Genomic DNA, 26714 nt, shown 5'->3' on the forward strand with positions numbered 1-26714 from the left:
ATCATCATTGCTAAGTGTATATTATTAAATCTAATTTACCTTAGATTTTCTTTCATTAATTGAATCTCCTGCTCTAATTTCTCATACCACTCTGCTCCATATTTAGCTGTCAATGGACCTTTAAGAAATTGGTATACAGGAACTTTTAATTCTTTACCTAAGATACAAGCATCACTACATATTTCCCATTTATCATAGTTTACTGCATCATAAGCTTCATAATTTGTAATTCTAGCTGGATACAAATAACAAGAAATTGGTTTTCTGTATGTGATCTTCTCATCTAAGTATGCTTTTTCTATAGCACAGTGAAGATACTTTTTATCATCATAGATTGCATAGGCACATTCTCTGTTGTTGATAGTTGGCGTTGAGTAATCACCTTCAAAGTCTTTGATGTATTTCCCTTGTCTTTCCACTTCTTTAATGCCTTCTTCAGACATATATGGTTTTACAGCTTCATATACTTCTTCTAACTTTTCAAGTTCGTCATCATTTAAAGGTGCACCTAAATCACCTTCAACACAACATGCTCCTTTACATTTATCTAAGTTACAGACAAACTCTTCTTCCATCATGTCGTCGCTTAAAACAACTTTATCTACTACAATCACGGTATTACTATCTAAACATAAATTTTTCACAAAGTTACAAAAAACGTCTTTCTATCTGAAGAAATCACGAAATTCAAGTTAACTTTTGAAAATCAATTCAAACAATTATAATAAAATTGTAGAATACTAGACGTAATTATCAAAAAAATTAGAATAAAAAATACAACTACCTCTAATTCATATCATCATCTTCATAAAAAATGATGATTCAACCATAGCTAAATTTAAATCTCTCAAAAATAAAAAAGGTCGATTTATTAAATAATAAATCGACCTTTTCATATCTTATAAAAATACTATACAGAAACGTTATTGTCTCTTAAAGCATTATTTAATGATGTTTTTCTATCAGTACTTTCCTTTCTTTGACCAATGATGATAGCACATCCTACAGAAAATTCTCCAGCTGGGAATTTCTTTGTATAGCTACCAGGAATCACTACTGATCTTGGAGGTACATAACCTTTATATTCTACTGGTTCGTCACCTGTTACATCAATAATTTTTGATGAAGCAGTTAAAGTAACATTTGCACCTAATACCGCTTCTTTACCAATGTGAACACCTTCTACCAAGATACATCTTGATCCAACAAAAGCACCATCTTCAATAATTACAGGAGCTGCTTGTACTGGCTCTAATACACCACCAACACCAACACCACCTGAAAGGTGAACATCTTTACCAATTTGTGCACAACTACCTACAGTTGCCCAAGTATCTACCATAGTACCCGAATCAACATAAGCACCGATGTTTACATAAGAAGGCATCATGATTACTCCTTTGTTCACAAATGAACCATAACGAGCAATAGCATGAGGAACTACACGAACACCTTTTTCTGCATAATTGCTCTTTAAAGGAATTTTATCGTGGAATTCAAAAGGTCCAACTTTGATTGTTTCCATTTCAGCCAATGGGAAGAACATAATCACTGCTTTCTTTACCCACTCGTTCACCTGCCATCCATCTGCAACAGGCTCAGCACATCTCAATGTACCTTGATCTAATTCTTCAACTGTTGCTTTAACAGCATCAATATATTCTTGTTGTTGTAATAAGGCACGGTCATCCCATGCAGCTTCGATTAGTTGTTGTCTTGACATTTCCGAAAATGAAAACTTAATGTTTGAGATTATAAAAGCCGGAGCCTTTAATTTGAGATGCAAAAATACAAATTCAATTTGATGTTTCTATTGAACGCTAAAAAATAAACATAATACAACACTATCCGTTATATTTATAACAAAAAAAATGCCAACCCTAAGGTTAGCATTTTTATTTATTATATTGAATGTTTTAATTATTCAGAAACTTCTTTTGATTTGCCTTGATGCTCCTCCCAATCTTTTTCAAATTGTTCCACTACTGATCCATTAAATTGATATTCGTGCATCATTTCAGAATTTGGCTTTAAGATACCTTCCACTTCGTCTACCCAATCATCTTCAGCAACAGCAACAATTGCACTTGTTCCAGGCTGTAAAGAATTTTTGATATCTTTTAATAAATCAATTGGAATATCTAATGCATCACTTTTTAGCCAACCTGCTAATGCACCAACCCCCATACTTGCAGCAACAGAACCAGCGAGTACTTCAGCTGTGAAGATGGCAGCTCCATAAATGGCACCAAAAGGGCCGATCAATAACATTACTAAACCTCCAATTACAGCACCCCAAAAAGCATCTCGCCCTTCGGTATTGTGTAATTCAGTTTTTCCATTTTCTTTTTTTGTGATTACGGTGTAAGCATTCAAATCAAGCTCATCATTCTTTTCTTTTCCAAAAAGAATATCAAATTCTTGTTCTGCTTTTTGTACATCATTATAGACGGCAACGATTAATTTTTTATTAGAACTCATAATAGTAGATTTTTTAGATAATTGTGACTTATACGTTAATATTACACTTCTAATATCACTATTTTAATATAAGTTTTTGATGACGACCGTCATCTAATCGAATTCTTTAGTCATTGTAAATTCCTCATTATCAATTAACTTATTGATGATGACCCAAGATGCTTTTAATGCCGAATTATTTAAATCTATTACTACATTTTCCGTGTAAGGTTGTGGTAATATGATATTTTGAAATGTTGGATATTGAGGTAAAACAGCTTCACTTTCGTTTTGCAATTGATCTAAAGAAGTGATTAAATAAGTATAATCTTCTAATCTAGAAGTTCTCTTATCTATAAATTCAAAACAATTATTAGGTACAATTTTTAAGATCTGTGATGGATCTTCAATGTTAGGCAGTTTCCCACGTACAGTTGAATAAATCACGAAATATTTAGGGTAATCTCCATCTTCTGCTTTTTGAGGCATTTCCCATTTTATTTCAACCCCCTGATTAGATGCCATAATTTTTACATTACTTGGACTATGAGGTGCTACTCCATCAATCCAAGGCATTCTAGGCATTAATGCAGGTGTGCGATAAATTGATTTTAAAGAATCTGCAATCCCTCCTTGATTATTCCAAACCGAAGTTGAATTATATAAGATACTTCCATCTACTCCCTTCATATTCCTGGCAGTGATTAACTGTGATGGCATCTCTTTCTTATCTCCCCAACCTCTTTCAAGAGATCTATCTACTCTGTAAACTGCATGTCCTGCATAAAGATGTTTTCCAAATGTATTTTCAGACCACCATTCTAAAGTTGGGGTAAAAGGAATTGTTCTATGCTGTGTAGATTGATACAATTGAGGAGCAACATAATCTACCCAACCATTAATTAACCAAAATCGAACATCAGCATATAAATGGTCATAAGATGTATATCCAGATCTTGTTGGAGAACCATCGATATCCTCTTTTTCATTTCTCCATACACCAAATGGACTAACACCAAATTTTAATGATGGCTTTTTTTCCATTATTAATTGATGTACCCCTTCTACAAAAGAATTTATATTGCTTCTTCTCCAATCTCGGATACTTTCATTACCTACTCTGTATTTTTTCCACGTAGATCGATCAGATTTTATTTCTCCATGATCGGGATAAGGATAAAAATAGTCATCAAAATGTAGGGCATCAATATCATAATTTGAAATTAACTCGTCGATAACTGAATACACATATTGATGCACCTCTGGTATTCCAGGATTTAGAATCTTTAGTGTTTTATAGTCCATAATCCACTCAGGGTGAGTTTTAGAAATATGATCCTCACAAACTTTTACATATTGAGAATTTGTCACCGCTCTAAATGGATTAACCCAAGCATGAAATTCCATTCCTCTTTTATGAGTTTCTTTGATCATAAAATCAAGTGGATCATAAAATGGTTTCGGAGGACTCCCCTGCTGTCCGCTAATACTTAGCGCCCAAGGCTCTATATTACTAGGATAAATTACATCTGCACTTGATCTAACTTGAACAATTACAGCGTTCGCCCCTCTGTTTTGATGAAAGTTTAATAAAGAAATAAAGTCTCTTCTTTGCTGTTCTGCAGAGTCTTTTTCACTAAATGGCCAATCAATAGCATTAAGCGTAGCAACCCATACTCCTCTGAACTCTCTTTTAGGTAATGAATTCTGAGCAAATAATTGGAGTTGAGTAATAAGGAGAACAAAAAGCGTTAAATTAAAAAATATCCTCATTATGCTAGAGAGTTATGCCAATTAACTAGTGGAAAAAAATATATTTCATAAATTTGTCTTTCACAAAATTACGATAATGAATCAATTCTTTATAGAAAAATCAAAATACTTCAAGATATTATTTTTTTTACCACTTACCTTATTAGTAAGTTGTGATTTTTTTGGTCTTGATAGTGAAATGAAACACTTGACTTTAAAAAATTTAGAGTTACAATCCCAAATGGAAATTTATGAGCTTGACCCTGCCGGTGAATGGGTCGAAGGAAACACTGTTAATTATTATAATACAAGAGATAGTGTTGTTCAAAAGAATTTCATTGATATCAATCAAATAAGTAAAGGTAGTATTAATAGAATTCAAATTCAGTCTGTATATCCAACAGATTCTACTTTATATACTATCGACTCTGTGAAGATTTTCTTTTCTAACTTAAGTAGAGACATAGAGGTAGGTTATTTATATGAAATACCAGCCAATTCTACTCCTAAACTTGAGGACGCTCGTATCAATAATGTAAATAATGATGATTTAGGAGCCCTATTCCGATCAGATACGGTCATCATCAAAACAGATTTCCACCTAAGAGCACTCGTTCGTACTGACACACTGAGATTCCAAGTAAACGCCATTTATGGTTTAACAAATCACTAATTCTAACACATACATGAAGACCTTTTTTTATATTTTTATGGCATTATTATGCCTCCCCATTTTTTCAATTGCTCAAAACAATCAAAGTCCATTACAATTAGAGGACATAATGGGTGGTGAACATTTTGTTGGACAAACACCTCACAGCCCATTTTGGTCAAAAGACAGTAAAACAGTTTATTTTTATTGGAACAAAGAGGACAAATCATTTGATCAGTTATATAAAGTAGACGTTAAAACAAGAAAACACGAAATAGTGGATGCAGAGGAGCAAAAAAACCTTCCTTCTTCTAAAGCTGTTTGGAATAAACAAAGAACACTCTCCACCTATTCAAAAAATGGAAATATTTATCTTTTTGATGTTAAAAAAGGAGCTATTAAGCAACTGACAAATACCCTTGATAGGGATAGATCTCCTCAATTTTTAAATGAGAGTCATCAAATATCATTTAGACGTGGTAATAATATTCTCATTATCAATTTGAGTACTGGATTGATACAACAAATTACTAATTTCAAATCGGGTACTGCCCAAAAAGCGAAAATAGATAGTAATCAAGATCAATTTCTTAAAGAACAACAATTAGAGCTTTTTGAAATTGTTCAAAATAGAAAATCTAGATCTGAAGAAAAGAAAGCGCACAATAAAGCTTTAAAACCTTCAACTCCATCAGAAATTTATATGGGCAATCAATATTTATCTGATATTAAGATAAGTAAGGATGCAAATTTTGTAGTTTACTCTTTAGGAAAGTCTGCTGGTAATTATAAGACAGAGATGCCGGTTTGGGTAGAAGGCACAGGTTATGTGAAAATGCAAAATGCCAGATCAAAAGTGGGAAGTCCAGAAGATACTTACTCTAATTATATTTATAATGTTGAAGAAGATACAGTTATCAAAATAGATTTATCATCTCTTGATGGCCTTTCTACTTTACCATCATTTTATAAAGATTATGACCGAAAAGATGCCAACTACAAAAAAGATGTAGTCATGCATCCTCCACACTTTTCTCCTAACACAGGTCATGCCGTTGTAGATATCAGATCATATGATAATAAAGATCGTTGGATAGCTCTATTAAACCTAAATGATGGCACGACTACAACTATTGATCATCAACATGATGAAGCTTGGATCGGAGGACCTGGTATTAGTGGTTGGAATTTCTGGGTTGCTCCTATTGGATGGGTAAATGAGAGTACACTTTGGTATCAATCAGAAAAAACTGGATATTCTCATGTGTATACATATAATGTTTCTTCAAAAGAGACAAAGCAAATTACTAAAGGTAATTTCGAAGTATATACTACTGAAGTATCAAAAGATAAATCACATTTTTATCTAACATCCAATAAAGAAAGACCTGCAGAACAACATTTGTATAAAGTAGCTATTGAAGGCGGCGAGATGCTGAAAATAACTACAGAAGTAGGAAAACACGAAACATTGTTATCACCTAATGAGAAATTTATTGTAGATCGATATTCTTATTCTAATAAACCTTGGGAAATCTATCTTCAACAAAACAAAACAGGTGCTGAGAGTATACAAATCACAAAATCAACTTCGGAGGCTTTCGATAATTACTCATGGAGAGATCCTGAAATCATTACATTTAAAGCAGAAGATGGTCAAAATGTACATGCTCGAATTTATAAACCTTCTACTGAAAAAGATCAACATAAAGCTGTGATTTTTGTACATGGCGCAGGTTATCTTCAAAATGTGCATAAATGGTGGAGTGCGTATCACCGAGAGTATATGTTTCATAACATGTTAGTAGATAATGGATATACTGTTTTAGATATTGATTATCGAGCTTCTGCCGGATACGGGCGAGATTGGAGAACAGGCATCTATCGTCATATGGGTGGTAAAGATTTATCGGATCATGTAGACGGAGCTAAATACTTGATAGATACACATGGTATTGATGCTAATAAAATTGGTATTTATGGAGGCTCGTACGGAGGTTTTATTACGTTAATGGCAATGTTTAATGAAGGTGATGTATTTAAGGCAGGTGCTGCAATTCGTTCAGTGACTGATTGGGCACATTACAACCACCCCTACACTTCAAATATCTTAAACACGCCTGCATTAGATCCCAATGCATACAAAAAAAGTTCTCCAATTTATTTTGCTGAGGGTCTAAAAGGAGATTTATTAATTCTTCATGGTATGGTTGATGACAATGTTCAATTTTCTGATGTTGTTCGTTTATCACAAAGATTAATTGAACTTGAAAAAGACAATTGGGAAATGGCCGTTTACCCTATTGAACCCCACGGATTTAAAGAAACAAGTAGTTGGATCGATGAATATAAACGAATATTCAAACTCTTCCAAGATAAATTATAATCTAAAAAGGTAGTCAAAAAAGGCTACCTTTTTTTTGGTTTTTGAAGTATATTCACTTTTATTTATCAAGTAGAGAGTTGTAATATTTATTACATCCACATATTTTTTTAGCTTTAAAATTCGTTATATTAACATGGAATCACCTGAATTAAAGAAACTTGACTGTTCTTCATTAAATTGTCCTATGCCAATTGTAAAAATTGCAAAAGCTATAAAAACAATGGAAATAGGTGAACAAGTAGAAGTAGTAGCTACCGACCCTGCTTTTAAAGCTGATGTTGAAGCTTGGATTAGAAAAACAGGGCATAAAATGATTTCTTTTGTAGAAGAAGGAAAATCTAAGACTACAGTCATAGAAAAAACTAAATAAACCGAAATTATATTTCTCATGCAGCTAGAAAACCAAGAACTTAAAGCATATATCGACCAATTGGTTGAAGAAAAAGTGAATGAAAAAACTCATCATTTTCAGGATGAATTAAAAAAATTACAGGAATCACTTCCTCAAAATTTAGGAATACAGCAAAAAGATAAAATCACTATGCTTATTACAAGTTTTGAATTAGATAAAGTTATGCCTGCATTTATCATTGCTAATGGTGCTGCTAGTTTTGGAATGGAAGTTACCTTATTTTTCACCCTATGGGGCATCAATGCCTTAAAAGAGAAGAGCATTTATTCAGGAAAAAACATCAAAGAAAAAATGATTACTATGATGTTGCCTAGCCATCCAAAAACCACAACTATTTCACGTTTAAATATGATGGGAATAGGTACTGGTATGATGAAGAGTATGATGCAGGAAAACAATATCGAAACTCTGCCAGACCTTATGGATTTATCTATAGAAATGGGGTCAAAACTTATTGCTTGTCAGATGACAATGGGTATGATGGGCATCACAACGGATGAAATTCGAGATGGTGTTGAATATGGTGGAGTGGCTTTATATATCGAAGAGGCTTCTGAATCTGGTGTTACTTTAACTTTTTAGAATATCGTTTATCCTAATGAAAAATCTTAACGATTTAAATAAAAGAATTGAAGAATTAGAACTCCTTAATAAAGAAAAAGAGGAAAAAATTGCCGCTCTTGAAAAAAGTGAGAGAGCACTTGCTGATGCCAATGTAAGAGTTGCTGAACTTTACATGAATTTAGAAGATGCTCAAGAGAAAATTGTGGATCAAAAAAATGAGATCTTACAACAAAATGAAGAATTGAATGAACAACTTGAAGAACTTTCTCTTATAAATGAACAATTAAATATTGCTCAAACATTAAATGAAAATCTTCATAAACAACAAATTCAAGCAGATATAATAAAAAAAGCACACAATAGAATACTAAGTAGTATTCATTATGCTCAAAATATTCAAAAAAGTATTTTCCCTTCTTCTCAGAAAATAAAAAGTGTTTTTAATAATTATTTCAAACATTTTATTCCGAAAGATTTAGTAGGAGGTGATTTCTACTGGGTAAATAAACAAGGAAATTATGATATTCTTATTGTTGGTGACTGTACAGGACATGGTGTGCCAGGTGCCTTCATGACATTAATTGGTATTTCCTTAATAGAAAGAGTGGTTAATGTTTTAGGAATTACAAACCCCTCTGAAATATTATCACAATTAAATCAATTGATTAATGAACTCTTAAAACAAAAAGATATTGATTGCACTCGTGATAGTATTGATATGACCGTTCTAGTTAGAGATCGTTCAGAAAATACCATTACAATAAGTAGTGCCAAAAGATCATTCATAAAGGTGAGTGAAGATAAAATTCCTCAAATTATTAAGGGCTGTAGATATACAGTTGGAGATTTTAGTGATGGCAATAAAAGATTTATCAATCATGTATTTGATATTAAACCTAAGGATCGCTATTACTTATTTTCAGATGGATTAACTGATCAATTTGGTGGACCTAAAAATAAAAAATTAGGTAATAAAAACTTCAAAGAATTAATTACCTCTATACAAAATGAAGAGTTATTTCAACAAAGTATATCTATAGAAAAGTTCTATACTGAATGGATGGTTGATGAAGCACAACTAGACGACATGGTACTTATGGGTATCGAATTATAACATAATATCCTTATATTTCAATTAAGGTTGAGAACATAAAAAAAGGCGATTTCATAAATAATGAAATCGCCTTTTTAATATCAAATAATAAGATTATTCACCTACTTTTACAAGTACACGGCCGCTAATCCCACCTCTAATAATTTGATTTATTTTTTCTAACAAACCATCTAAAGTCACCTCTTCTGTAATATCTCCAGTTTCTGGTAACCATGATGTTGCAATATTATTCCAAACTTTCACTCTTTCTTCGTAAGGGAAGTTTTGAGAATCAATACCAATAAGGCTCACTCCTCTTAAGATAAATGGGAATACATTTAATGGTAAATCAAATGATGCTGCATTTCCACAACAAGTCACAACACCTAAAGGCAATGTTGCTTTAATTGCAGTAGCTAAATAATCTCCACCAACTGTATCGATAGCTCCAGCATAAAGTGGTTTTAATAAAGGTCTTTGATTTCCTTCTAAGAATTGATCTCTTGAAACAACATTTGATGCTCCAATTCCTTTTAAGTAAGGGATTTTTTCTTCTTTTCCAGAAACAGCGACAACACTATATCCCATTTTTGATAGCATTGCAACTGCATAAGAACCTACACCACCTGTGGCACCGGTTACTAATATATCACCATCTTCTGGTTTAACTTGGTTTGTAAGCTTATAGATACTCATAGCTGCAGTAAGACCTGCTGTACCTACTTCCATAGCCGTTTTTACGGTAAGACCTTTGGGCATTGGAACTACCCATCCTGCAGGTACTTGAATATACTCAGAGTATCCTCCCCAAGTATTCATACCTAAATCATAACTAGTTACAATTACTTCATCACCTTCTTTGAAATTATCATCTTTCGATGATACAACTACACCTGAAGCATCAATACCTGGTGTGTGAGGATAGTTTTTTGTCACACCGGGTTTCCCTAGAGCTGATAATGCATCTTTATAATTTAAAGAAGAATAGGCAACTTTTACCAATACATCACCTTCTGGTAAATCATTTATCGTTTTCGTTGCAATAGATTGTGTATATTCTTTATCACCAATCTTCTCTGTAACGAATGCTCTAAAATTTGTCATTTTTAATTATAATTTATGAAGTTATTATGTAGACTTAATTTAAACAATAAGGTTCACATTTACTATCTACAAACTGTATTAACGATGACAAAAAAAAAATGGCTTAGTATTCTTCTTAATGTTAGTAAATTTGTCCTATTTCTTACTAAAATATAATTTTGGATACTCGAAAAAAAGTTCTGTCGCCTCAGATAGCTCAGACCAATCATTTGCTTCTTCAAAAGACAAAGCTACACAACCACATGTAGGTACATTTTCTAAATAATCTTCCAAAAAATGATTTCGAATATCTGTAATACCAGGATTATGTATTACAAACATCACTGTATTTAAAGAATTATCGAGCAATCGAATTTCACCCAAAAGCTCATCATCAAGAATATGATAAAGATCTTTATTAAAATGTAAAGGAACATCTAAAGTTTCAGACATTTTTGTTGCAGTAATTTTAGTTCTTACAGATGGAGAACTAAAAATAACATCAGGTACAATTTGCTGCTTTAATATTTCTGATGACATTCTATCGAGGTCTCTTTTTCCTCTTTTATTTAATGGTCTATCAAAATCTGATATATCGGGATCATCCCAACACGATTTTGCATGACGCATGAATATTAACCTTTTCAAAGTCTCATTTTAATGATAATAGGTAAAATTAATAAGGGATTTTGTTAATTTAAAAATCATCAAACTTTATATTTGATATATTATCACTAAATTTAGGTATATTAAGATCATACATCATAAATGACTTTCGATACCAAATCAATTTGGCTTTTTCTTTTCATTTATGATGTGTTAAAGTGTACCTATTGTTGATCATCTGTTGAACAGACCCATTTTATAAATGTATTCATCTTTTTTCTGCCGCTATTCATATTTTAAGTCCTTAATATTCATTCTATTCTCGACTTTATCATTCACCGTTGAAGCACAAATCAATGCTCCTAAATATGTCAATGAATATTTAGCTATTGGTGTTGGTGCAAGAGGGTTAGCTATGGGTAATGCACAAACAGAAACTGTAAATGATGCAACAGCTGGCTATTGGAACCCTGCTGGACTACTTAATTTAGAAGATAGATTTTCTTTATCCCTAATGCATGCTGAATATTTTGCGGGTATTGCAAAATATGATTTTGCGGGTTTTGCTACTAAGATTGACAACCATTCTGCATTAGGAATCTCAATGATACGTTTTGGTGTAGATGACATACCTGATACGCGATATTTATTCGACCCTGATGGGTCAATCAATTGGGATAATGTACAAAGTTTTTCTTCAGCAGATTATGCTTTCTTATTTTCTTACGCAAGACAATTTCCTAAATTACCCAACCTTCAATTTGGAGCAAACGCTAAAGTGATCTATAGACATGCTGGTCAGTTTGCAAATGCTTGGGGATTTGGATTAGATATGGGTTTACAATGGAAAAAAGGTGCTTGGCAAGTAGGTGTAACTGCTAAAGACATTACAGGTACCTATAACGTCTGGGCTTATAACCCTGCCACATTTTACGACATATTCAAACAAACTGGCAATACCATTCCTGAAAACTCTATTGAGGTAGCCGCTCCTCGATTAATTGTTGGTGGCGCTAGAAACTTTTCTATTTGGAAAGCAAGTCAACAAGAAGATGCTGAAGAATTAATAGGTGCTTTAGTTTCTTTTGGAGCTGATGTCACTTTTGATGGCAAAAGAAATACCGTTCTTAAAACAGATCTTTTAAGTATTGATCCAAGAATGGGAGTTGAATTCCATTATAAAAAGATGATTTTCTTGAGAGGTGGTGTTTCACAATTTCAGTACATTAAAGAATTTAGTGGTAATGAAAAATTAGAATTCCTACCTAGCTTTGGAGCTGGTTTTGCCTTTAAAGGGTTTGTACTTGATTATGCACTAACAAACATTGGAGACATATCTACAGTATCTCTATATTCTCATATTTTTAGTTTAAAAGTTGATTTTGGGCGCACTCTAAAAAGAGCTTCAAATGCTCCAAAAACTGAAAAGTATTACTAACCTCACTTCAATCGCCTACTTATCAAACGATTAATTGGAATTTTTACTTTATTTTAATATCATTGGTAATTACTCTTACTTACACGTTATACTTTTTAACTTTAATGAACTTAAACAAAAGATCTTTACTTATTCAGCTCTCTTGTTTTATCTTTCTATTTTTATCTTTCTTTTCTTTTGGTCAAACAGATAATCATTATACAGCACCGAAAAACACTGTCACCTTTCATTCAGGAGACCCTTTAAGAGCTCTTTATGAATGTAATAGTTTACTTAAAAAGAATGCTAAGAATAAAGATGCTTTATTTAGAAGAGCTATAATAAAAACAGAATTAGGCGCTTATCATAGTGCTCAAAATGATTTTACGCAAGCACTAAATTTTAATCATAGTAATAAAGTTGAAATTTATTACCGTAGAGGCATCACCTATTTTTTGGAAAATGACTTTCTCAATGCCATCACAGATTTTGATAGTGCAATTAGCATACAACCAAATCATGTGGATGCTCTCTGGAAAAAAGCACAGTCTTATTATCATATAGGCGCTAGATCTCTCACTTTAGAGTCTTTAGATCAGATTTCTATCATACAACCAAACGACCCTATTATATGGCATGATATGGGTACTTTATACTATAAAAATAAAGAATTAAACAAGGCCAAAGACTGCTTTACTAGGGCTATCATAATTGATCCTAAAATGTCTGTTTCCTACAATCATAGAGGTATCATTTTTGAAAATCTAAAAGATGCTGCAAAAGCCTTTGATGATTACAACAAGGCTATTTTTTACGATAGTTGTTTTGTGGAAGCATATAACAATAGAGGACTGATATATCTTCAATTTGAAGATTATTATGAAGCTGAGAATGATTTTACAACCGCACTTAATAAGGACCTTCACCTTAATAAAGAAGCTTTAAATAATCTAGCCATTACAAAATATCTGACAGGCAGACCAAAGGATGGACTTGAAGATATAAACAATGTCATTCAACATTATCCATTTTTTGCCATGGCCTATATTACTAGAGGTAATATTAAAGAAAGACTTCACGATGATGCCGGTGCTTGTTCTGATTGGCATAAGGCTGCTGAATTGGGGTTACTAACTGGACTAGAGTACGCACAAGAAACTTGTCAATAAAATTATTTTATGAAGAGATTACTTATCATACTATTTTCTCTATTTATAGGATCAAATCACATATTCGCTCAAGAAGATCCCGATACTCAGAATATCACCTTAAGTGAAGATGAGTTTGGGTTTGTCTGGCAATTAATTGGTTTAGGTGATAGTCTTTTCTATAATTTTGAACAACCTGATGAAGCTTTAAAGTATTATGAAGGTGCCTACGATTTCTTATCAGATAACTATAGTTTAAATAAAAAAATTGGCGATTGCTATCTTAAATCTGTCACAGAAGATAAAACCCTAAGCTTACCTTATTTAAAAAAAGTAATTCAAAATCATCAAGATTCTTTAAAAAGTGATGATTATTATAACATGGGTAGCTCCTTTCATTTTAATGAAGAATTTGATAGTGCAATTCATTATTACGAACTAAGTTACATCCAAGCAGACACAAGCTTTATCTCTACTATTGAAAAACGTATTTATGAATGTATCAATGGTAGTAAGTTCTATAAAAACTTCAATAATCATATCATTATTAAAAATCTAGGACCATCAGTTAATTCTAAATATGCTGACTTCTGTCCGTTAGTAGATGCTGTTGAAAATAGACTTTATTTTACAAGTAGAAGACACGAATTTAGAAACGACAACCCAGATATTCGTGACCATTTATCAGAAAACATCTATTACAGTCAGCGAAAAGATTTTATCAATTGGAATGAACCTGTACCATTACCTTATCCCGTAAATAATGATGATCATTCAGCGACAGTATCCATTAGCATGGATGGTTCTGAAATGATATTATATGGTAATGGAGATTTACTTTCTTCCTCAATGGAATCTGAAGGCTGGAATAAACCCAAAAAACTTTCTAAGAATATCAATAGTATTTTTGTAGAAACGTCTGCTTGTATAAATACTACAATGGATACTTTATATTTTGTGAGTAATAATGAATATCTATCTCTTGGTGGACTGGATATTTTCATGTCTATCAAAAATGCAAAAGGAAAGTGGGGTAAACCTATCAATATAGGTCCTGAAATAAACACCAAATATGATGAAGAAGGGGTGGCTCTATCCATGGATGGAAATACACTTTACTTTGCCTCAAGAGGACATGATTCTATGGGAGGTTATGATATTTTTAAATCAACAAAAGATTTTCAAGGAAATTGGTCAAAAGCTGAAAATTTAGGTATACCTATCAATTCTCCTTTTGATGATGTTTATTTTATGATCCGAACTAATGGTCGTCACGCCTATTATTCTTCTGCAAGAAAAGGCGGGTATGGAGAAAAAGACATCTACAGAATATCGATATTAGATGATGAAAAACCGTTATCAATAGCACGTAGAGATATATCTTACTTGTATCTAGATAAAGACTCTGTACATTTAGAAAGAGCAAAAACTCATCATGATCCTTTGATGGATATTAAGAAAAATACATTGACTGCAACCACTGATCTTCTCAAAACACTTTTCTTTCACGCTAGTTTAACAACTAAAGATTCTGTGAATCAAGTAGAATAACGTCAATAAATTTAACTGAAAAGTAGCACGTAATGTCTAAGTTGTTATTTTTGCATCTCAAATTTGAAGAAATATGATTTATATAAACAGAAGAGAGTTTTTTAACGCAGCTCATAAATTATATAATCCGAAATGGTCAAAAGAGCAAAATGAAGCTTTTTTTGGTCCTTGTGCAAATGAAAATTGGCATGGACATAATTTCGAGATGGTCATTACAGTAAAAGGAAATCCAGATCCTGATACAGGTTATGTAATGAATATGAAAGACTTAGGTCGTATCACTCAAGAACATATTATCAACAAAGTGGATCATAAAAACTTGAACATGGATGTTGATTTTCTTGAAGGTAAGATGACTAGTTGTGAAACTTTAGCTATGGAATTCTGGAAAATTCTTGCACCTAAAGTAAAAGAGTTTGCTCCTAATGCAGAATTACACTGCATCGAACTTCATGAAACTAGGAAAAACTTTGTTCAGTATTATGGAGAATAATCCTCTGTAGTGATGAACTATTAGATATTCTGAATATAAATAGTTATTCAGGATACAATACAAATAGAAAAGGCTCAATAATTACTTATTGAGCCTTTTCTATTTATAGATGATTATTAGTATATAATCAATAAATCTTTATTGTAAATATTTTTTCTTCTTGCGTTGAAATTTATTTATGCGTTTTTCATTTTCTTTTGATAATTGAAAATCACTTAAATACCAATAAACATTTCGACTAATTAATATATCTTCAGCATCCAATAGAGGAAGTAATTTGGTGATGATAGCATCGTTAATCAAATGGTTTTCTGATAAATGTGTAGTTAACATATTCACCTCTTGATAATCTCCATAATTCAGCTCCTCTAATAGCTGCTCTTGAAATGATGGGTTTTCCAATATATGACCGATCATCAATTGTCTGGATTGTTTTTTAAAGGTCATAGAAAGCAATTGTAGTTGCTGTTCTTCATCACTTATTTGAAGTAATTCTTTGATTTCGGAAGCATAAAGATCATTGGCTTTTCCTAGAAAGTAGACCCAATTCGCCTCTAGTTCTTTTGGATTGGAAATGAAGTATTCAAGAAGATAACTAATTACTCTTTCTTCATCTACATTCATCAATGTTTCAATTTCTTCTTTTTGTAAATGCGATAAAGATTGCTGTCTGATAGCCGATTTTATTTCTCTACTGTTCACCCAATGCCATAATGTAAAACAAGACAACGTGGCCCCTACTACTACATCTTTCTCTGTGATAAATGCTTTTGTTGCTCCAGAATATCCGTCCAATCCTTCTTCTTCATCAAGTTGTAAATCGTTATAAGTAAGACCATCTAAAATAGAAAATGGATCTCTTATTATTTGATTTAATTTCTGATAATCTTCTTGATCAAAGTCCAATGCTTTACCATCAACATATTTTTCAAGAGCTTGTCCTTTAGGAATAATCAATGCTGAAAAATCACCAAACTGATCCCACTCTAAAGTAACTGTAATGATTTTACATTGGTTTGTAAAACAGATAACTGATTCTACATTAGTTGTATATTTATTGTCCTCAGAAATATTTATAGTCAAATGCTGAGGATTTTCTTTCAACCCAGGATGGGATGCTTCCACTTGAAAAGAAGAAGGAGACTGAAAAAATAAAAAGGGTTGAAATAAAAAGAGTAAAATGAAGTTTATTTTCATCATAGTTTAAACACCTATTTCTTGATAAGGTGATAAGTTAAAAAGTCCCGGTATTTATTAGATTTCAGTGTATGTCATCTACTAAATACCGGGACAATATCATAAATATTATTGAGATTATGAATAACAACGAACTTCGTATAATCGAATATTCTTTTCTCCCCAAGTATTTTTTAATTTAAGTCGCATTCCAGTCGTTTTCTTTTGTTCAAAATCTAATTTGATCAACCTACTGATATTGTCCTCCACTTTAGCTACTGATTGCCACTTGCCATTCACTCTTATCTGAGCATCAAAATTCTTGATTAATTCTGGTGGTATATCATTTATCTGATCCTTATTTTTAGCAGGGTTCTTATGCATCATCAAATTACGATGAAGGTTGGTATTTCCTTTTAATTCAATTTTGGATAATGCCACAGGTATATCCCATTCAAAAATAACTTCAGCATCTAAACCATTTGATTCCCAATGGTGAATCTTATTATCAATATCTCTAGATGTACCGTCTACTAAGTATTGAGCGTCTCCAGATGCTGTAGAAGACACTGTGATTTTTGATGCCTTTTTAGCTAGATCATTCTCATCTTGAGCAGCTCTTCTAGGAATATATACATCATCTCTCAATAATTGCTCTTGTAAGAGATTAATATTTTTATTAGCCAACTCTCTAGGTGTCCATTTTTTATCCACACATATTTGTGCTGCTGTACCAATTGCTTGTCCCATTAAACCACATGTCGCCATAATTCTAGTAGACGATAACGCCACATGAGTAACAGATACATTACGACCGGCAAACATTAGGTTACTAATATTTTTAGAATATAAAGAGCGGAAAGGCACTTGATAAACTTCTTTAAACCTTGCATGAAAATAAGAAGGAGGCTCATTAGGGCTTTCAATTCCACCAGGACAGTGCTCATCAAAAGACCAACCACCGTAAGCTACAGCATCTTCAAATTGTATATTGTCTTGCATGTCCTTTTGAGAAAGGATATGATCTCCCATAAATCTTCTAGACTCTCTTCTTCCAGGAAATGAACCTACCCAATCTAAAGCAATATTCTCAGCTTCAGGAAACTTACCAGAGTTTTTGACATAGTCCCAAACACCGTGCATGTATCCTAATAATTTATGTCTATTTTCTTCAAAGTCTTCAATAATGTCGAATTCACTTCCTAGTTCAACCCACCAATAACCTTCTTTAAAATTCTTGATTCCTCTATCATGCATTTTGTCAGCTTCATACGGAATAGTAAACTTTGGAGCGTTATATTTAACAGGCTTGCCCATATCTTTTGTAATCATCATTACGGTAGCTCCCATTTGCCAACCATCTGCTTTATCTGGAGCAAAAGATTCATCAAATTCCGCTTTTCCTTCACGACCAGTTCTGTACTCTGCTCCTGCTTGTGCAGCCATTAAACCATCGCCAGAACAATCACAAAAAACATCTGCTTTGATCGTATAGTAAGTTTCTGTGGTAGACTGCCAACAAAGAATGTCCGTTATTTTATCTTTCTTAGTTTGAGCATCTATTGCTTGTGTGTTTAACATCACATCAAGATTTTCCTCTCTTGTGACAAAATCATATACAACATGATCCCAAACTGGGTAAGATTCCTGAGGATTATAATGCCAATTTTCTATTAATAATTCCTCAACAATACCTGTTTCTCTCTCAGTTCTATTTTTTCTTTTTAATCCTTTTACTCCATTTAAAGTCACTCGGATTTCAGAAGATGCATTACCTCCTAGAACAGGACGATCGTTTACTAATAACGTTTTTGCTCCCATTCTAGCAGAAGAAACTGCAGCACAAATACCTGCAATACCAGCACCTACAACTACTACATCATAAGTTACTGTTTTCTCTCTAGAAGGTATTCCTTTTTTACCGTTACCGACTTGGTACCAATTGTCTTTTTGCCTTTTCTTAGAGTCTGTAATCTGCCCCTTTTTGTCTTTAGCATTAGCTGATGATAGTCCTATTCCAGCGGCAACAGTCGCCATGGAAGTATTCTTAAAAAAATCTCTTCTTTTCATTTCTTTCTTTGTTGATGTTGTAGAACAAATATCAATACAACACCATAACTAAGTGTGATTGTCAATAATTTTAATGTCTTGTATAATATATTTTCATGTATGAGACACTCAAAAATAAGCTTTCCTTTCTTCCTCGTAAAAAAGATGACATTTAGATCCTATAATATAATTAGTAGACTATATCACGGTTCATTACTTTTTGATTAGCATTTATAAATGCTGAAACCACACCTAATTAATTAAAAAATCAGATCATTACTATCCCATAATTTATTTTAAGATGCTTTTTAATAAGTATCCTTTTTTTTATGCCCTCTCCTGTTTAGCTTTGTTCATTATCGTATTCTTAATAATGTAGCAGATGAAATACTATTTAATTGCTGGCGAAAAGTCAGGCGATTTACATGCCTCCAACTTAATGAAAGAAATTTTGGTCAACGATCCAGAAGCTGAATTTAGATTCTGGGGAGGAGAGGAAATGCAAAAAGTCGGTGGCACTATGATTCATCATTATTCTGATATCTCATTTATGGGGTTTTTAGAAGTTGCCAAAAATCTGCTTACTATTAGACGTTACCTCAACGAATGTAAAAAAGATATCTTATGCTGGAAACCTGATGTAGTCATCTTAGTTGACTTCTCTGGATTTAACCTTAAGATTGCTAAATATGTAAAACCTCGAGGAACAAAAGTCTTTTATTACATTTCTCCAAAAGTTTGGGCGTGGAATCAAAGTAGAGCAAAAAGAATACGAACAGCCGTTGATAGAATGTTTGTAATTATGCATTTTGAAAAAGCATTTTACAAAAAATATGATTACGATGTAGATTATGTGGGTAATCCACTTTTTGATGCTATCAAACAATTTACACCTTCTCCAACTTTCCTAGAAGAAAATCAAATTGATGAAAACAAAAAGATTATTGCAATACTTCCTGGCAGTCGCTATCAAGAGGTAAAAATGATCTTAGAGACTATGTTAACCATCATTCCTAAATACAATAAAGAGGAATTTCAATTTGTGGTTGCAGGAGTAGATAACCTTCCTAGCGAACTTTATAGTGAGGTAAAAGATCTAGGGGTAAAATTGGTTTTCAATCAAACTTATGATTTACTAAGCAAAGCTACCTCTGCTGTTGTTACCTCTGGTACTGCCACTTTAGAAACCGCATTATTTGATGTACCTCAGGTAGTGTGTTATAGAACAAGTCCGGTATCGTATAACATCGCCAAAGCATTAATAAAAGTAAGATTCATTTCTCTAGTAAATCTTATTGCTGATAAAGAAGTAGTTAAAGAATTAATTCAAAATGATTTCACTACAGAGAAATTGGCAGAAGAATTAGCTTTAACTCTTACATCAAAAAGAGAAAAGATCTTATTCGATTATAAAGAAATGAAAGATAAAATAGATACAGAAGGAACTTCTAAAAAAGCTGCTTCCTTGATGTATAAATATCTTACAGAAGGAATTCCAGAACAGAATTTCTAATTAAAAAAAAGAAGGTTGTCTTATTACAAAATGAGGCAACCTTTTTTATTCCCCCCACTCTACTCTTAAACTGTTTTCCATCCAAGGAAAATGTACTCGACTATACGTCCAAGGTAAAGTATTCATAAGAATATCATAGGTTGAATTTTCTACTTTAATGAGTATTTCATTACCGAAATTTAATCTAGCGTTTCTCATCAAAAACATGACTCGCAGACCATCGTTATCTTTATTTTTATACACCTTCCAATGTTGCTGTACAACTTCTAATAAATGTTCTACTTCATCCACATAAGATGATGGCAATTCTTCATCAAATTCTAAAAATTGATCTATAGGACATCCAGTAAGAAGTTTCAAAAAGATAACATTATCATCCAATTGAATATTACGCTTTTTCGTGGCCATATAATGAAGCACTTGTATGGCTAATTTAAGATTACCCTCTTCTTCAAATTGTTGATTAACTATTAAATCTAAAGATTTGAATAAATGTGGAATATATGGTGATAATAGACACAGACCAGTATTTTCTATAGCCAATTCTTGTCTTCCATTTTTCGATTGATAAGTAGAAGAATAAGAAGCAGAATGATCAAATAATGAATCGATGGTTTCTTCAGGTAGTCTAAAGAACTCTACGATTGATTTTTTAAAATTGATCACCTTTCCTGTCTCTTTCCTCCATAAATGCTTCTTCCAAAGCAATTGTAATAATTCCTTATAATTGATTTCACTTTTCTGAGTGGATAGCTTTAAATAACCTATCAAACAGTCTTTAAATACAAACACATCCATCAAGCTATTCTTCACTAATAAATTTTTGATGTATACATGTTGTTTGTTTTTTGTATTCATCTCTATCCATAACTCAAGATCATTACCTTTTATATTTGATAATAAAGACATCTCCGGTAGTTCATTTACCATCTTATTTAATTCGGATACATGATTTTGTATACATGTTTTAAAAAAGTGTTTTGGAAATTGAAGTTGATGTTTCAGCCAAGATGTAAATAATTGGTCTACTTGCTCATTAGTATCTTTTTGATGAATAATTTCCTGTTTTTCGTGTGCAGATAGCTCTAAATCATTCAAAAACGAGTTATCCAATACTTTAGGATATCTTTTATACATCCATTGTAGAAAGGGAATAAATTTCACCTTACTATTACCTATTTGAGTTTGAATCAATGATTTTACCTCATCAAATTTTGACTGGATTAGTAGATCAAAAAAGTTGAATATCGTTACTTCAGAAATCACATTTTCCTTAGATAAAAAAATCACCTCGTCTGTTTCTAGAATCAGATTTTGATTTAGTATATACAATTCAAATGATGTAAATGAAGAATACTGACTATCATAACACTTTGCTATTTTCTCCCAAGGGACAAACTGTAATTTCTCTTTTGCTATCAGCTTAAATTGTCGAAATAATTGTACCTCAGAATAAATAGATTTTAATCGATTACCTTTTAATAGTACATTGATTTCATCTAAAAAGAGATTGTTAGTTTTAAATTCACGTATGCTTTTTGAAGCAACACTTTCTTTCACCCAATTCATCAATTTTGATTGTAATTGAGCACCTAAAACATCACTTTTCTGAATTATAGAAAGCGTTTGTTCCTTTTTTTCTTGATGATGATTTAAAAGAATCTGGATAAAAGTATGTAGAAGTCCAATATTGATGTTCATCAAATCACCAATTAACTTATCAAGTATATCTTGAGGAAAGATGCTTGAAAGCTGATGACAATGTTTTACATAATGGTAAATCAAAAAATAGTCTTTAGCTATCAATTCTTTTGAGGAATGATAAATTATTACCACTTCATACCATTTTAATGTCTTTAATGGATTAGAAATTTCAAAATTGAAGGAAGCATTTTGATTTGAGAATGAAAATAATTGATCATACACTAACTGAAAATAGATTGTTTTTTCCTTGTTGACTTTTAGAAAAACATAAATATCTTCCACTATCTCTGTTTGATAATGTTCCATCAAAAGATCATTTAAAAATTGTCTTCCTAATTTTGATAAAACAAGCCATCTAAAATCTCTAATACTACCTTTTTCTCCACTTGTAAATCGCTTAATTTTCTCCTTTAAAAAGGTAGTCAATTCCTTTTGTGTCATTAATGATAAAAAAGAAAAAGCCTCATTTAAAGATTGTATATTCAACAGAGTATTTTCTAAGGTTATTCCTTTTGATTTCCCCTTTGTATTTAGATTTTCATCCCATTCTACCTCTTCATCCTCATACTTATACTCTTTCTCATTCTCACTCTCACTCTCAAGTTGTATAGAATTATCTTGATGATTAAAATCGAATTGTTTTTCAACGATTAGTTCTTCTACTTTCCATTGTATCTTTTGAGGGAGCGATTTTAAATCATCTTGAGCATTTAATTCAAGTATTTCAATCTCTAAACAATCAATGAGGATATCAGATGATACTTGAACACCTTGAAGAGCATTCATGATAGGCCCCACAAGAAACCCTTCTAAATTAGAATGAATGTAGTTTTTGATTTTTTGTAACTGAAGAGAATCAGTTTCAACGTCAATATTGACTTCAGAAATAGTTACGTTAAGCATAGTTAGAATCGTTGTCGTAGCCAAACTATTGATAGGAATAGCATATCACAAACATATAAAAAAAAGGATTAACTCACTTACAAATAGCGAATTAATCCTTTTTTTATCATGAATTCAATCTTTATGGATATTCTCAAAGAAATATACACTTGAATCTATAGTGTAAACCACCTCTATTTAAGGTTTCTTTTTTCTAGCTCTGTTCTATCCACAATAGTATATTTTGAAGGAATCTTAAAAGGCATTTTTATAGCCTCTTCTTCCACTTCAATTTTTGATAGGTTAATATTGACAGATACCTGAGTTGTAATATCAGATTTTTGAGTCCCCTGCCCAATATATACTTCTGTTTGGAAAGGAGCGATTTGTGTACTTTCTTCTTTTAATTTTTGAAAGTTTTTATAATCAACTACTGCAATTTTTTCATCCTTCTTTAGTTTCACTACAATCTCTTCTAACATTTGAGTAGAACGGTTAATAAAAGCACTCGACTCGTATATTTTATTTTTTTGAGTTAAAGAAAACATTTCCTCTTCTACTTTCACCTTAGAATTATCTATGAAAGTTTGAGGTAGATCTCCTGTAAATATCGATTGAAGTAGATCGTAATCAATCTTTGCTCCTAAAAGTAACTCAACATCATAATAACTTAATTTATAGGCTTCTTTACCCATTTTATCCAAAGCAAAAACACTATCTGTTGTTGCCAAAACTCTTAATCCTTCAATCTTTGCTACACGCATCGACATCCACATTTGTTTCCCTTTTTGAATTCTTGTATCAATGGCTAATTTCTGCTCCTTAGTCGTAGACTTAAATACTAATTTCCCTTTGGTTGATAAGTATTCGTAGTCTAGGTTCTTTACGTTCAGTTCAGACGATTTGCCATTAACCGTAATACCTGTTGATTTTTTTGCACATGAAACACCAACTACTAAAAGAAGCACTGATGCCATAAATATATTTGTAATTTTCACTTTAGCGAGGATCATGAGAGTTTAAAAAAAGGCAATTGAGTAGTTACCCAATTGCCTTTCAAATATAATCAAAAAGTTTTTAGAGTTTTGCTATCGCTTCCTCTAAAGCTTTGATTTTATCTTCAGCATCTTGCTGCTTCTGACGTTCCTTTGCCACCACTGCATCTGGTGCGTTGGCTACAAATCTTTCGTTAGAAAGCTTCTTTTGTACTGAAGCAATAAAACCTTTAGTATACTCTAACTCTTTTGTAAGCTTTTCAATTTCAGCTTCAACATCAATTTGATCTGCTAAATCGATAAAACATTTATCTGATTTGTAAACAAATTGAGTTGCTCCTTCTACTTCAGAATCAACCATTGATAGAGACTCCAAATTAGCCAACTTCGTGATGATACCACCGAAACGATCGTATACAGTTGCATCAGAAGCTAAAACTGACATCGGAAGAGGTACTTTAGGACCAATTTGGTTCTTGTTACGAATATTTCTCACTTGAGAGATAATTTCGAAAGCTGCAGTTGCTTGATCCAATAATGTTTTATCAAATGACTCAACCGTTGGATAATCAGCTACTACTAAAGCATCTTTAGTTTCTCTTTCACGTACTGCATGCCATATTTCTTCTGTTAAGAATGGCATGAAAGGATGTAGAAGGCTTACAATCTTTTCAAAGAAATTAATTGTCGCTTCTAAAGTTGCCTTATCAATTGGAGAACCGTATTCTGGCTTCACCATTTCTAAGTACCATGAACAGAAGTCATCCCATACCAGCTTATATACTGACATTAATGAATCTGACAATCTATATTTCTCATAGTTGGCTTCAACATCTTCCAATACTTGATTGAAACGTGCTTCGAACCAATCGATCGCAATTTTATTTGATTCAGGTTGTGCTTCCTCACTTACTTCTAGACCTTTTACTAAACGTAAAGCATTCCAGATTTTATTAGCGAAGTTACGACCTTGCTCACATAATTTCTCATCAAAAAGTAAATCATTACCCGCTGCAGCTGATAATAACAAACCTACACGAACACCATCAGCACCGTATACCTTCATTAAGTCTAATGGATCAGGTGAGTTCCCTAATGACTTAGACATTTTACGACCCTCATTATCACGAACAAGTCCCGTTAAGTATACATTTTTAAATGGTAATTCGCCTTTCCACTCATATCCAGCGATAATCATACGTGCTACCCAGAAGAATAAAATATCTGGACCAGTCACTAAATCATCTGTTGGATAATAGTAGTTGATCTCCTCATTTTCTGGTTGAGTAATACCATCAAATACTGAGATTGGCCATAACCAAGAAGAGAACCAAGTATCCAACACATCCTCATCTTGAGAAAGTTGGTCGATAGTGATATTAGCATCAATTTTTTGAGCTTCTACCAATGCTTCTTCTGCAGTTTCTGCCACTACAAATTCACCGTTTGGAAGATAGAAAGCAGGAATTCTTTGTCCCCACCATAACTGACGTGAAATACACCAGTCTTTTACATTTTCCATCCAGTGACGGTAGGTATTCTTGAATTTTGCAGGATGTAATTGAATATTATCATTCATTACATTCTCCAATGCAGGCTTTGAAATTTCTTTCATTGATACGAACCATTGAGTTGAAATTCTTGGTTCGATCACAGCACCTGTTCTTTCAGAAGTACCTACTTTATTTTGAAGTTCTTCTACTTTTACCAAGTTTTCAGAAGCTTCTAGATCTTTAACGATTTCCTTACGAACAACAAAACGATCTTTACCAGCGTATTGTGCACCACCTTTAGCGTTAATTGACCCATCTTCTTCGATGATATCAATTACTTCTAAGTTGTGCTTAAGACCTAATTCGTAGTCATTAATATCGTGTGCAGGAGTTACTTTTAGACAACCTGTACCGAATTCTATATCTACATAATCATCTCCAAAAACAGGGATTTCTCTATTTGTTGTTGGAACGATCACTTTTTGACCAATCAAATGCTTGAAGCGTTCATCGTTAGGATTCACACAGATACCAGCATCAGCAGGAATAGTTTCAGGACGAGTAGTTGCAATTGTAACAAACTCACCTTCTTGTCCTACGATTGGATATTTTACGTAATATAATTTAGAGTTAACCTCTTTGTGGATTACTTCCTCATCTGATAAAGCTGTTTTCCCTGCCGGATCCCAGTTCACCATTCTTGCACCACGGTATACCCATCCTTTTTTGTAAAGGTCTACGAATACTTTGATAACAGCTTTAGACAATTCGTCTTCCATTGTGAAACGCGTACGGTCCCAATCACATGAAGCACCCAATTTTTGTAATTGGTTCAAAATGATTCCACCATACTTTTCTTTCCACTCAAAAGCATATTTCATGAATTCGTCTCGAGAGATATCAGATTTACCAATACCATGCTCGTCCTTTAACATCTTTACTACTTTTGCTTCTGTAGCAATCGATGCGTGGTCAGTACCAGGAACCCAACAAGCTTCATATCCTCTCATTCTTGCACGACGGACCAATACATCTTGAATTGTATTATTCAACATGTGCCCCATATGCAACACCCCTGTCACGTTTGGTGGTGGGATGACGACGGTGAATGGTTTCTTATCAGGATTAGGCTCAGAATGAAAAAATTTGTTCTCTAACCAGAACTGATACCATTTGTCCTCTACGTCACGAGGATTGTACTTAGTCGCAAGCTCCATTGCTTTGATTTAAAAATTTCAGAAACAAAAAATAATAAAAGGCCAATTTCACCACTTGATAAAATTGG

The 26714-nt window shown here is 32.6% G+C and carries 21 protein-coding genes; 10 read left to right on the forward strand and 11 right to left on the reverse strand.

Going from position 1 to position 26714, the window contains the following annotated elements; genetic code table 11:
• Positions 1 to 35: 35 nt before the first annotated feature.
• From NH26_RS06110 to NH26_RS06125, 4 genes are all read right to left on the reverse strand, one after another.
• Entirely contained in the window at positions 36 to 614 is a 579-nt protein-coding gene (locus tag NH26_RS06110; RefSeq protein WP_044219474.1) for a DUF3109 family protein, read from the reverse strand.
• A 296-nt stretch (positions 615 to 910) separates the two neighbouring features.
• Positions 911 to 1723: a 2,3,4,5-tetrahydropyridine-2,6-dicarboxylate N-succinyltransferase gene (locus tag NH26_RS06115; RefSeq protein WP_044218959.1), complete on the reverse strand. Its 813-nt coding sequence runs from the start codon at positions 1721 to 1723 to the stop codon at positions 911 to 913.
• 197 nt (positions 1724 to 1920) lie between these two features.
• Complete coding sequence (locus NH26_RS06120; protein WP_044218956.1) at positions 1921 to 2481, reverse strand: DUF1269 domain-containing protein; 561 nt, start codon at positions 2479 to 2481, stop codon at positions 1921 to 1923.
• A 93-nt stretch (positions 2482 to 2574) separates the two neighbouring features.
• Entirely contained in the window at positions 2575 to 4233 is a 1659-nt protein-coding gene (locus NH26_RS06125; protein ID WP_052431807.1) for a glycoside hydrolase family 10 protein, read from the reverse strand.
• 76 nt (positions 4234 to 4309) lie between these two features.
• Here NH26_RS06125 and NH26_RS06130 point away from each other — a divergent pair, with 76 nt between their 5' ends.
• The 5 genes from NH26_RS06130 (at position 4310) to NH26_RS06150 (ending at position 9340) form a co-directional block, all read left to right on the forward strand.
• Positions 4310 to 4885: a hypothetical protein gene (locus NH26_RS06130; protein WP_044218954.1), complete on the forward strand. Its 576-nt coding sequence runs from the start codon at positions 4310 to 4312 to the stop codon at positions 4883 to 4885.
• A gap of 13 nt (positions 4886 to 4898) precedes the next feature.
• Positions 4899 to 7250, forward strand: coding sequence for a S9 family peptidase (locus NH26_RS06135; RefSeq protein ID WP_044218952.1), 2352 nt, complete (start codon positions 4899 to 4901; stop codon positions 7248 to 7250).
• Positions 7251 to 7383: 133 nt separating this feature from the next.
• On the forward strand, positions 7384 to 7620 hold the full coding sequence (locus NH26_RS06140) for a sulfurtransferase TusA family protein (RefSeq protein WP_044218949.1): 237 nt from the start codon (positions 7384 to 7386) through the stop codon (positions 7618 to 7620).
• A gap of 18 nt (positions 7621 to 7638) precedes the next feature.
• Positions 7639 to 8244, forward strand: coding sequence for a DsrE/DsrF/DrsH-like family protein (locus NH26_RS06145; RefSeq protein ID WP_052431806.1), 606 nt, complete (start codon positions 7639 to 7641; stop codon positions 8242 to 8244).
• Between the two features lie 16 nt (positions 8245 to 8260).
• The gene (locus NH26_RS06150; protein WP_044218947.1) at positions 8261 to 9340 is read left to right on the forward strand and encodes a PP2C family protein-serine/threonine phosphatase; all 1080 of its coding nucleotides are present in this window, start codon (positions 8261 to 8263) and stop codon (positions 9338 to 9340) included.
• A 93-nt stretch (positions 9341 to 9433) separates the two neighbouring features.
• On the opposite strand, the gene NH26_RS06155 is transcribed toward NH26_RS06150, so the two are convergent.
• The gene (locus NH26_RS06155) at positions 9434 to 10423 is read right to left on the reverse strand and encodes a YhdH/YhfP family quinone oxidoreductase (protein WP_044218945.1); all 990 of its coding nucleotides are present in this window, start codon (positions 10421 to 10423) and stop codon (positions 9434 to 9436) included.
• Positions 10424 to 10558: 135 nt separating this feature from the next.
• The gene (locus NH26_RS06160) at positions 10559 to 11050 is read right to left on the reverse strand and encodes a SixA phosphatase family protein (protein ID WP_044218943.1); all 492 of its coding nucleotides are present in this window, start codon (positions 11048 to 11050) and stop codon (positions 10559 to 10561) included.
• 220 nt (positions 11051 to 11270) lie between these two features.
• On the opposite strand from NH26_RS06160, the gene NH26_RS06165 reads away from it, so the two are divergent.
• The 4 genes from NH26_RS06165 (at position 11271) to NH26_RS06180 (ending at position 15617) form a co-directional block, all read left to right on the forward strand.
• Positions 11271 to 12446 carry a putative type IX sorting system protein PorV2 gene (locus NH26_RS06165; protein WP_084812074.1) on the forward strand — a complete coding sequence of 392 codons (1176 nt, stop codon included), beginning with the start codon at positions 11271 to 11273 and terminating at the stop codon, positions 12444 to 12446.
• Between the two features lie 104 nt (positions 12447 to 12550).
• Positions 12551 to 13594, forward strand: coding sequence for a tetratricopeptide repeat protein (locus NH26_RS06170; protein WP_044218940.1), 1044 nt, complete (start codon positions 12551 to 12553; stop codon positions 13592 to 13594).
• Positions 13595 to 13603: 9 nt separating this feature from the next.
• Complete coding sequence (locus tag NH26_RS06175; protein WP_052431804.1) at positions 13604 to 15124, forward strand: PD40 domain-containing protein; 1521 nt, start codon at positions 13604 to 13606, stop codon at positions 15122 to 15124.
• Between the two features lie 73 nt (positions 15125 to 15197).
• On the forward strand, positions 15198 to 15617 hold the full coding sequence (locus NH26_RS06180) for a 6-pyruvoyl trahydropterin synthase family protein (RefSeq protein WP_044218937.1): 420 nt from the start codon (positions 15198 to 15200) through the stop codon (positions 15615 to 15617).
• Positions 15618 to 15755: 138 nt separating this feature from the next.
• Here NH26_RS06180 and NH26_RS06185 read toward each other — a convergent pair whose 3' ends face one another.
• Positions 15756 to 16814 carry a hypothetical protein gene (locus NH26_RS06185; protein ID WP_206780198.1) on the reverse strand — a complete coding sequence of 353 codons (1059 nt, stop codon included), beginning with the start codon at positions 16812 to 16814 and terminating at the stop codon, positions 15756 to 15758.
• Between the two features lie 117 nt (positions 16815 to 16931).
• On the reverse strand, positions 16932 to 18863 hold the full coding sequence (locus NH26_RS06190; protein WP_044218933.1) for an FAD-dependent oxidoreductase: 1932 nt from the start codon (positions 18861 to 18863) through the stop codon (positions 16932 to 16934).
• 361 nt (positions 18864 to 19224) lie between these two features.
• On the opposite strand from NH26_RS06190, the gene lpxB reads away from it, so the two are divergent.
• Positions 19225 to 20355, forward strand: coding sequence for a lipid-A-disaccharide synthase (lpxB, locus tag NH26_RS06195; RefSeq protein ID WP_044218931.1), 1131 nt, complete (start codon positions 19225 to 19227; stop codon positions 20353 to 20355).
• A gap of 45 nt (positions 20356 to 20400) precedes the next feature.
• Here the strand turns inward: lpxB and NH26_RS06200 are convergent, their stop codons facing one another.
• From NH26_RS06200 to NH26_RS06210, 3 genes are all read right to left on the reverse strand, one after another.
• Positions 20401 to 22962, reverse strand: coding sequence for a contractile injection system tape measure protein (locus NH26_RS06200; RefSeq protein WP_044218928.1), 2562 nt, complete (start codon positions 22960 to 22962; stop codon positions 20401 to 20403).
• Positions 22963 to 23135: 173 nt separating this feature from the next.
• Positions 23136 to 23954, reverse strand: coding sequence for a DUF4292 domain-containing protein (locus tag NH26_RS06205; RefSeq protein WP_044218926.1), 819 nt, complete (start codon positions 23952 to 23954; stop codon positions 23136 to 23138).
• A gap of 64 nt (positions 23955 to 24018) precedes the next feature.
• On the reverse strand, positions 24019 to 26646 hold the full coding sequence (locus NH26_RS06210; RefSeq protein ID WP_044218922.1) for a valine--tRNA ligase: 2628 nt from the start codon (positions 26644 to 26646) through the stop codon (positions 24019 to 24021).
• Positions 26647 to 26714 lie beyond the last annotated feature (68 nt).

The sequence above is a fragment of the Flammeovirga pacifica genome (genome assembly GCF_000807855.2).
Lineage (GTDB): Bacteria > Bacteroidota > Bacteroidia > Cytophagales > Flammeovirgaceae > Flammeovirga > Flammeovirga pacifica.

Excerpts from the sequence above, each read along its gene's own strand:
- NH26_RS06205 (WP_044218926.1), bottom strand. The coding sequence starts at position 23,954 with ATGATCCTCGCTAAAGTGAAAATTACAAATATATTTATGGCATCAGTG.
- NH26_RS06120 (WP_044218956.1), bottom strand. The coding sequence starts at position 2,481 with ATGAGTTCTAATAAAAAATTAATCGTTGCCGTCTATAATGATGTACAA.
- NH26_RS06150 (WP_044218947.1), top strand. The coding sequence starts at position 8,261 with ATGAAAAATCTTAACGATTTAAATAAAAGAATTGAAGAATTAGAACTC.
- NH26_RS06170 (WP_044218940.1), top strand. The coding sequence starts at position 12,551 with ATGAACTTAAACAAAAGATCTTTACTTATTCAGCTCTCTTGTTTTATC.
- NH26_RS06135 (WP_044218952.1), top strand. The coding sequence starts at position 4,899 with ATGAAGACCTTTTTTTATATTTTTATGGCATTATTATGCCTCCCCATT.
- NH26_RS06185 (WP_206780198.1), bottom strand. The coding sequence starts at position 16,814 with ATGAAAATAAACTTCATTTTACTCTTTTTATTTCAACCCTTTTTATTT.
- NH26_RS06210 (WP_044218922.1), bottom strand. The coding sequence starts at position 26,646 with ATGGAGCTTGCGACTAAGTACAATCCTCGTGACGTAGAGGACAAATGG.
- NH26_RS06130 (WP_044218954.1), top strand. The coding sequence starts at position 4,310 with ATGAATCAATTCTTTATAGAAAAATCAAAATACTTCAAGATATTATTT.
- lpxB (WP_044218931.1), top strand. The coding sequence starts at position 19,225 with ATGAAATACTATTTAATTGCTGGCGAAAAGTCAGGCGATTTACATGCC.
- NH26_RS06145 (WP_052431806.1), top strand. The coding sequence starts at position 7,639 with ATGCAGCTAGAAAACCAAGAACTTAAAGCATATATCGACCAATTGGTT.
- NH26_RS06180 (WP_044218937.1), top strand. The coding sequence starts at position 15,198 with ATGATTTATATAAACAGAAGAGAGTTTTTTAACGCAGCTCATAAATTA.
- NH26_RS06140 (WP_044218949.1), top strand. The coding sequence starts at position 7,384 with ATGGAATCACCTGAATTAAAGAAACTTGACTGTTCTTCATTAAATTGT.
- NH26_RS06125 (WP_052431807.1), bottom strand. The coding sequence starts at position 4,233 with ATGAGGATATTTTTTAATTTAACGCTTTTTGTTCTCCTTATTACTCAA.
- NH26_RS06175 (WP_052431804.1), top strand. The coding sequence starts at position 13,604 with ATGAAGAGATTACTTATCATACTATTTTCTCTATTTATAGGATCAAAT.
- NH26_RS06190 (WP_044218933.1), bottom strand. The coding sequence starts at position 18,863 with ATGAAAAGAAGAGATTTTTTTAAGAATACTTCCATGGCGACTGTTGCC.
- NH26_RS06165 (WP_084812074.1), top strand. The coding sequence starts at position 11,271 with ATGTATTCATCTTTTTTCTGCCGCTATTCATATTTTAAGTCCTTAATA.
- NH26_RS06200 (WP_044218928.1), bottom strand. The coding sequence starts at position 22,962 with ATGCTTAACGTAACTATTTCTGAAGTCAATATTGACGTTGAAACTGAT.
- NH26_RS06155 (WP_044218945.1), bottom strand. The coding sequence starts at position 10,423 with ATGACAAATTTTAGAGCATTCGTTACAGAGAAGATTGGTGATAAAGAA.
- NH26_RS06115 (WP_044218959.1), bottom strand. The coding sequence starts at position 1,723 with ATGTCAAGACAACAACTAATCGAAGCTGCATGGGATGACCGTGCCTTA.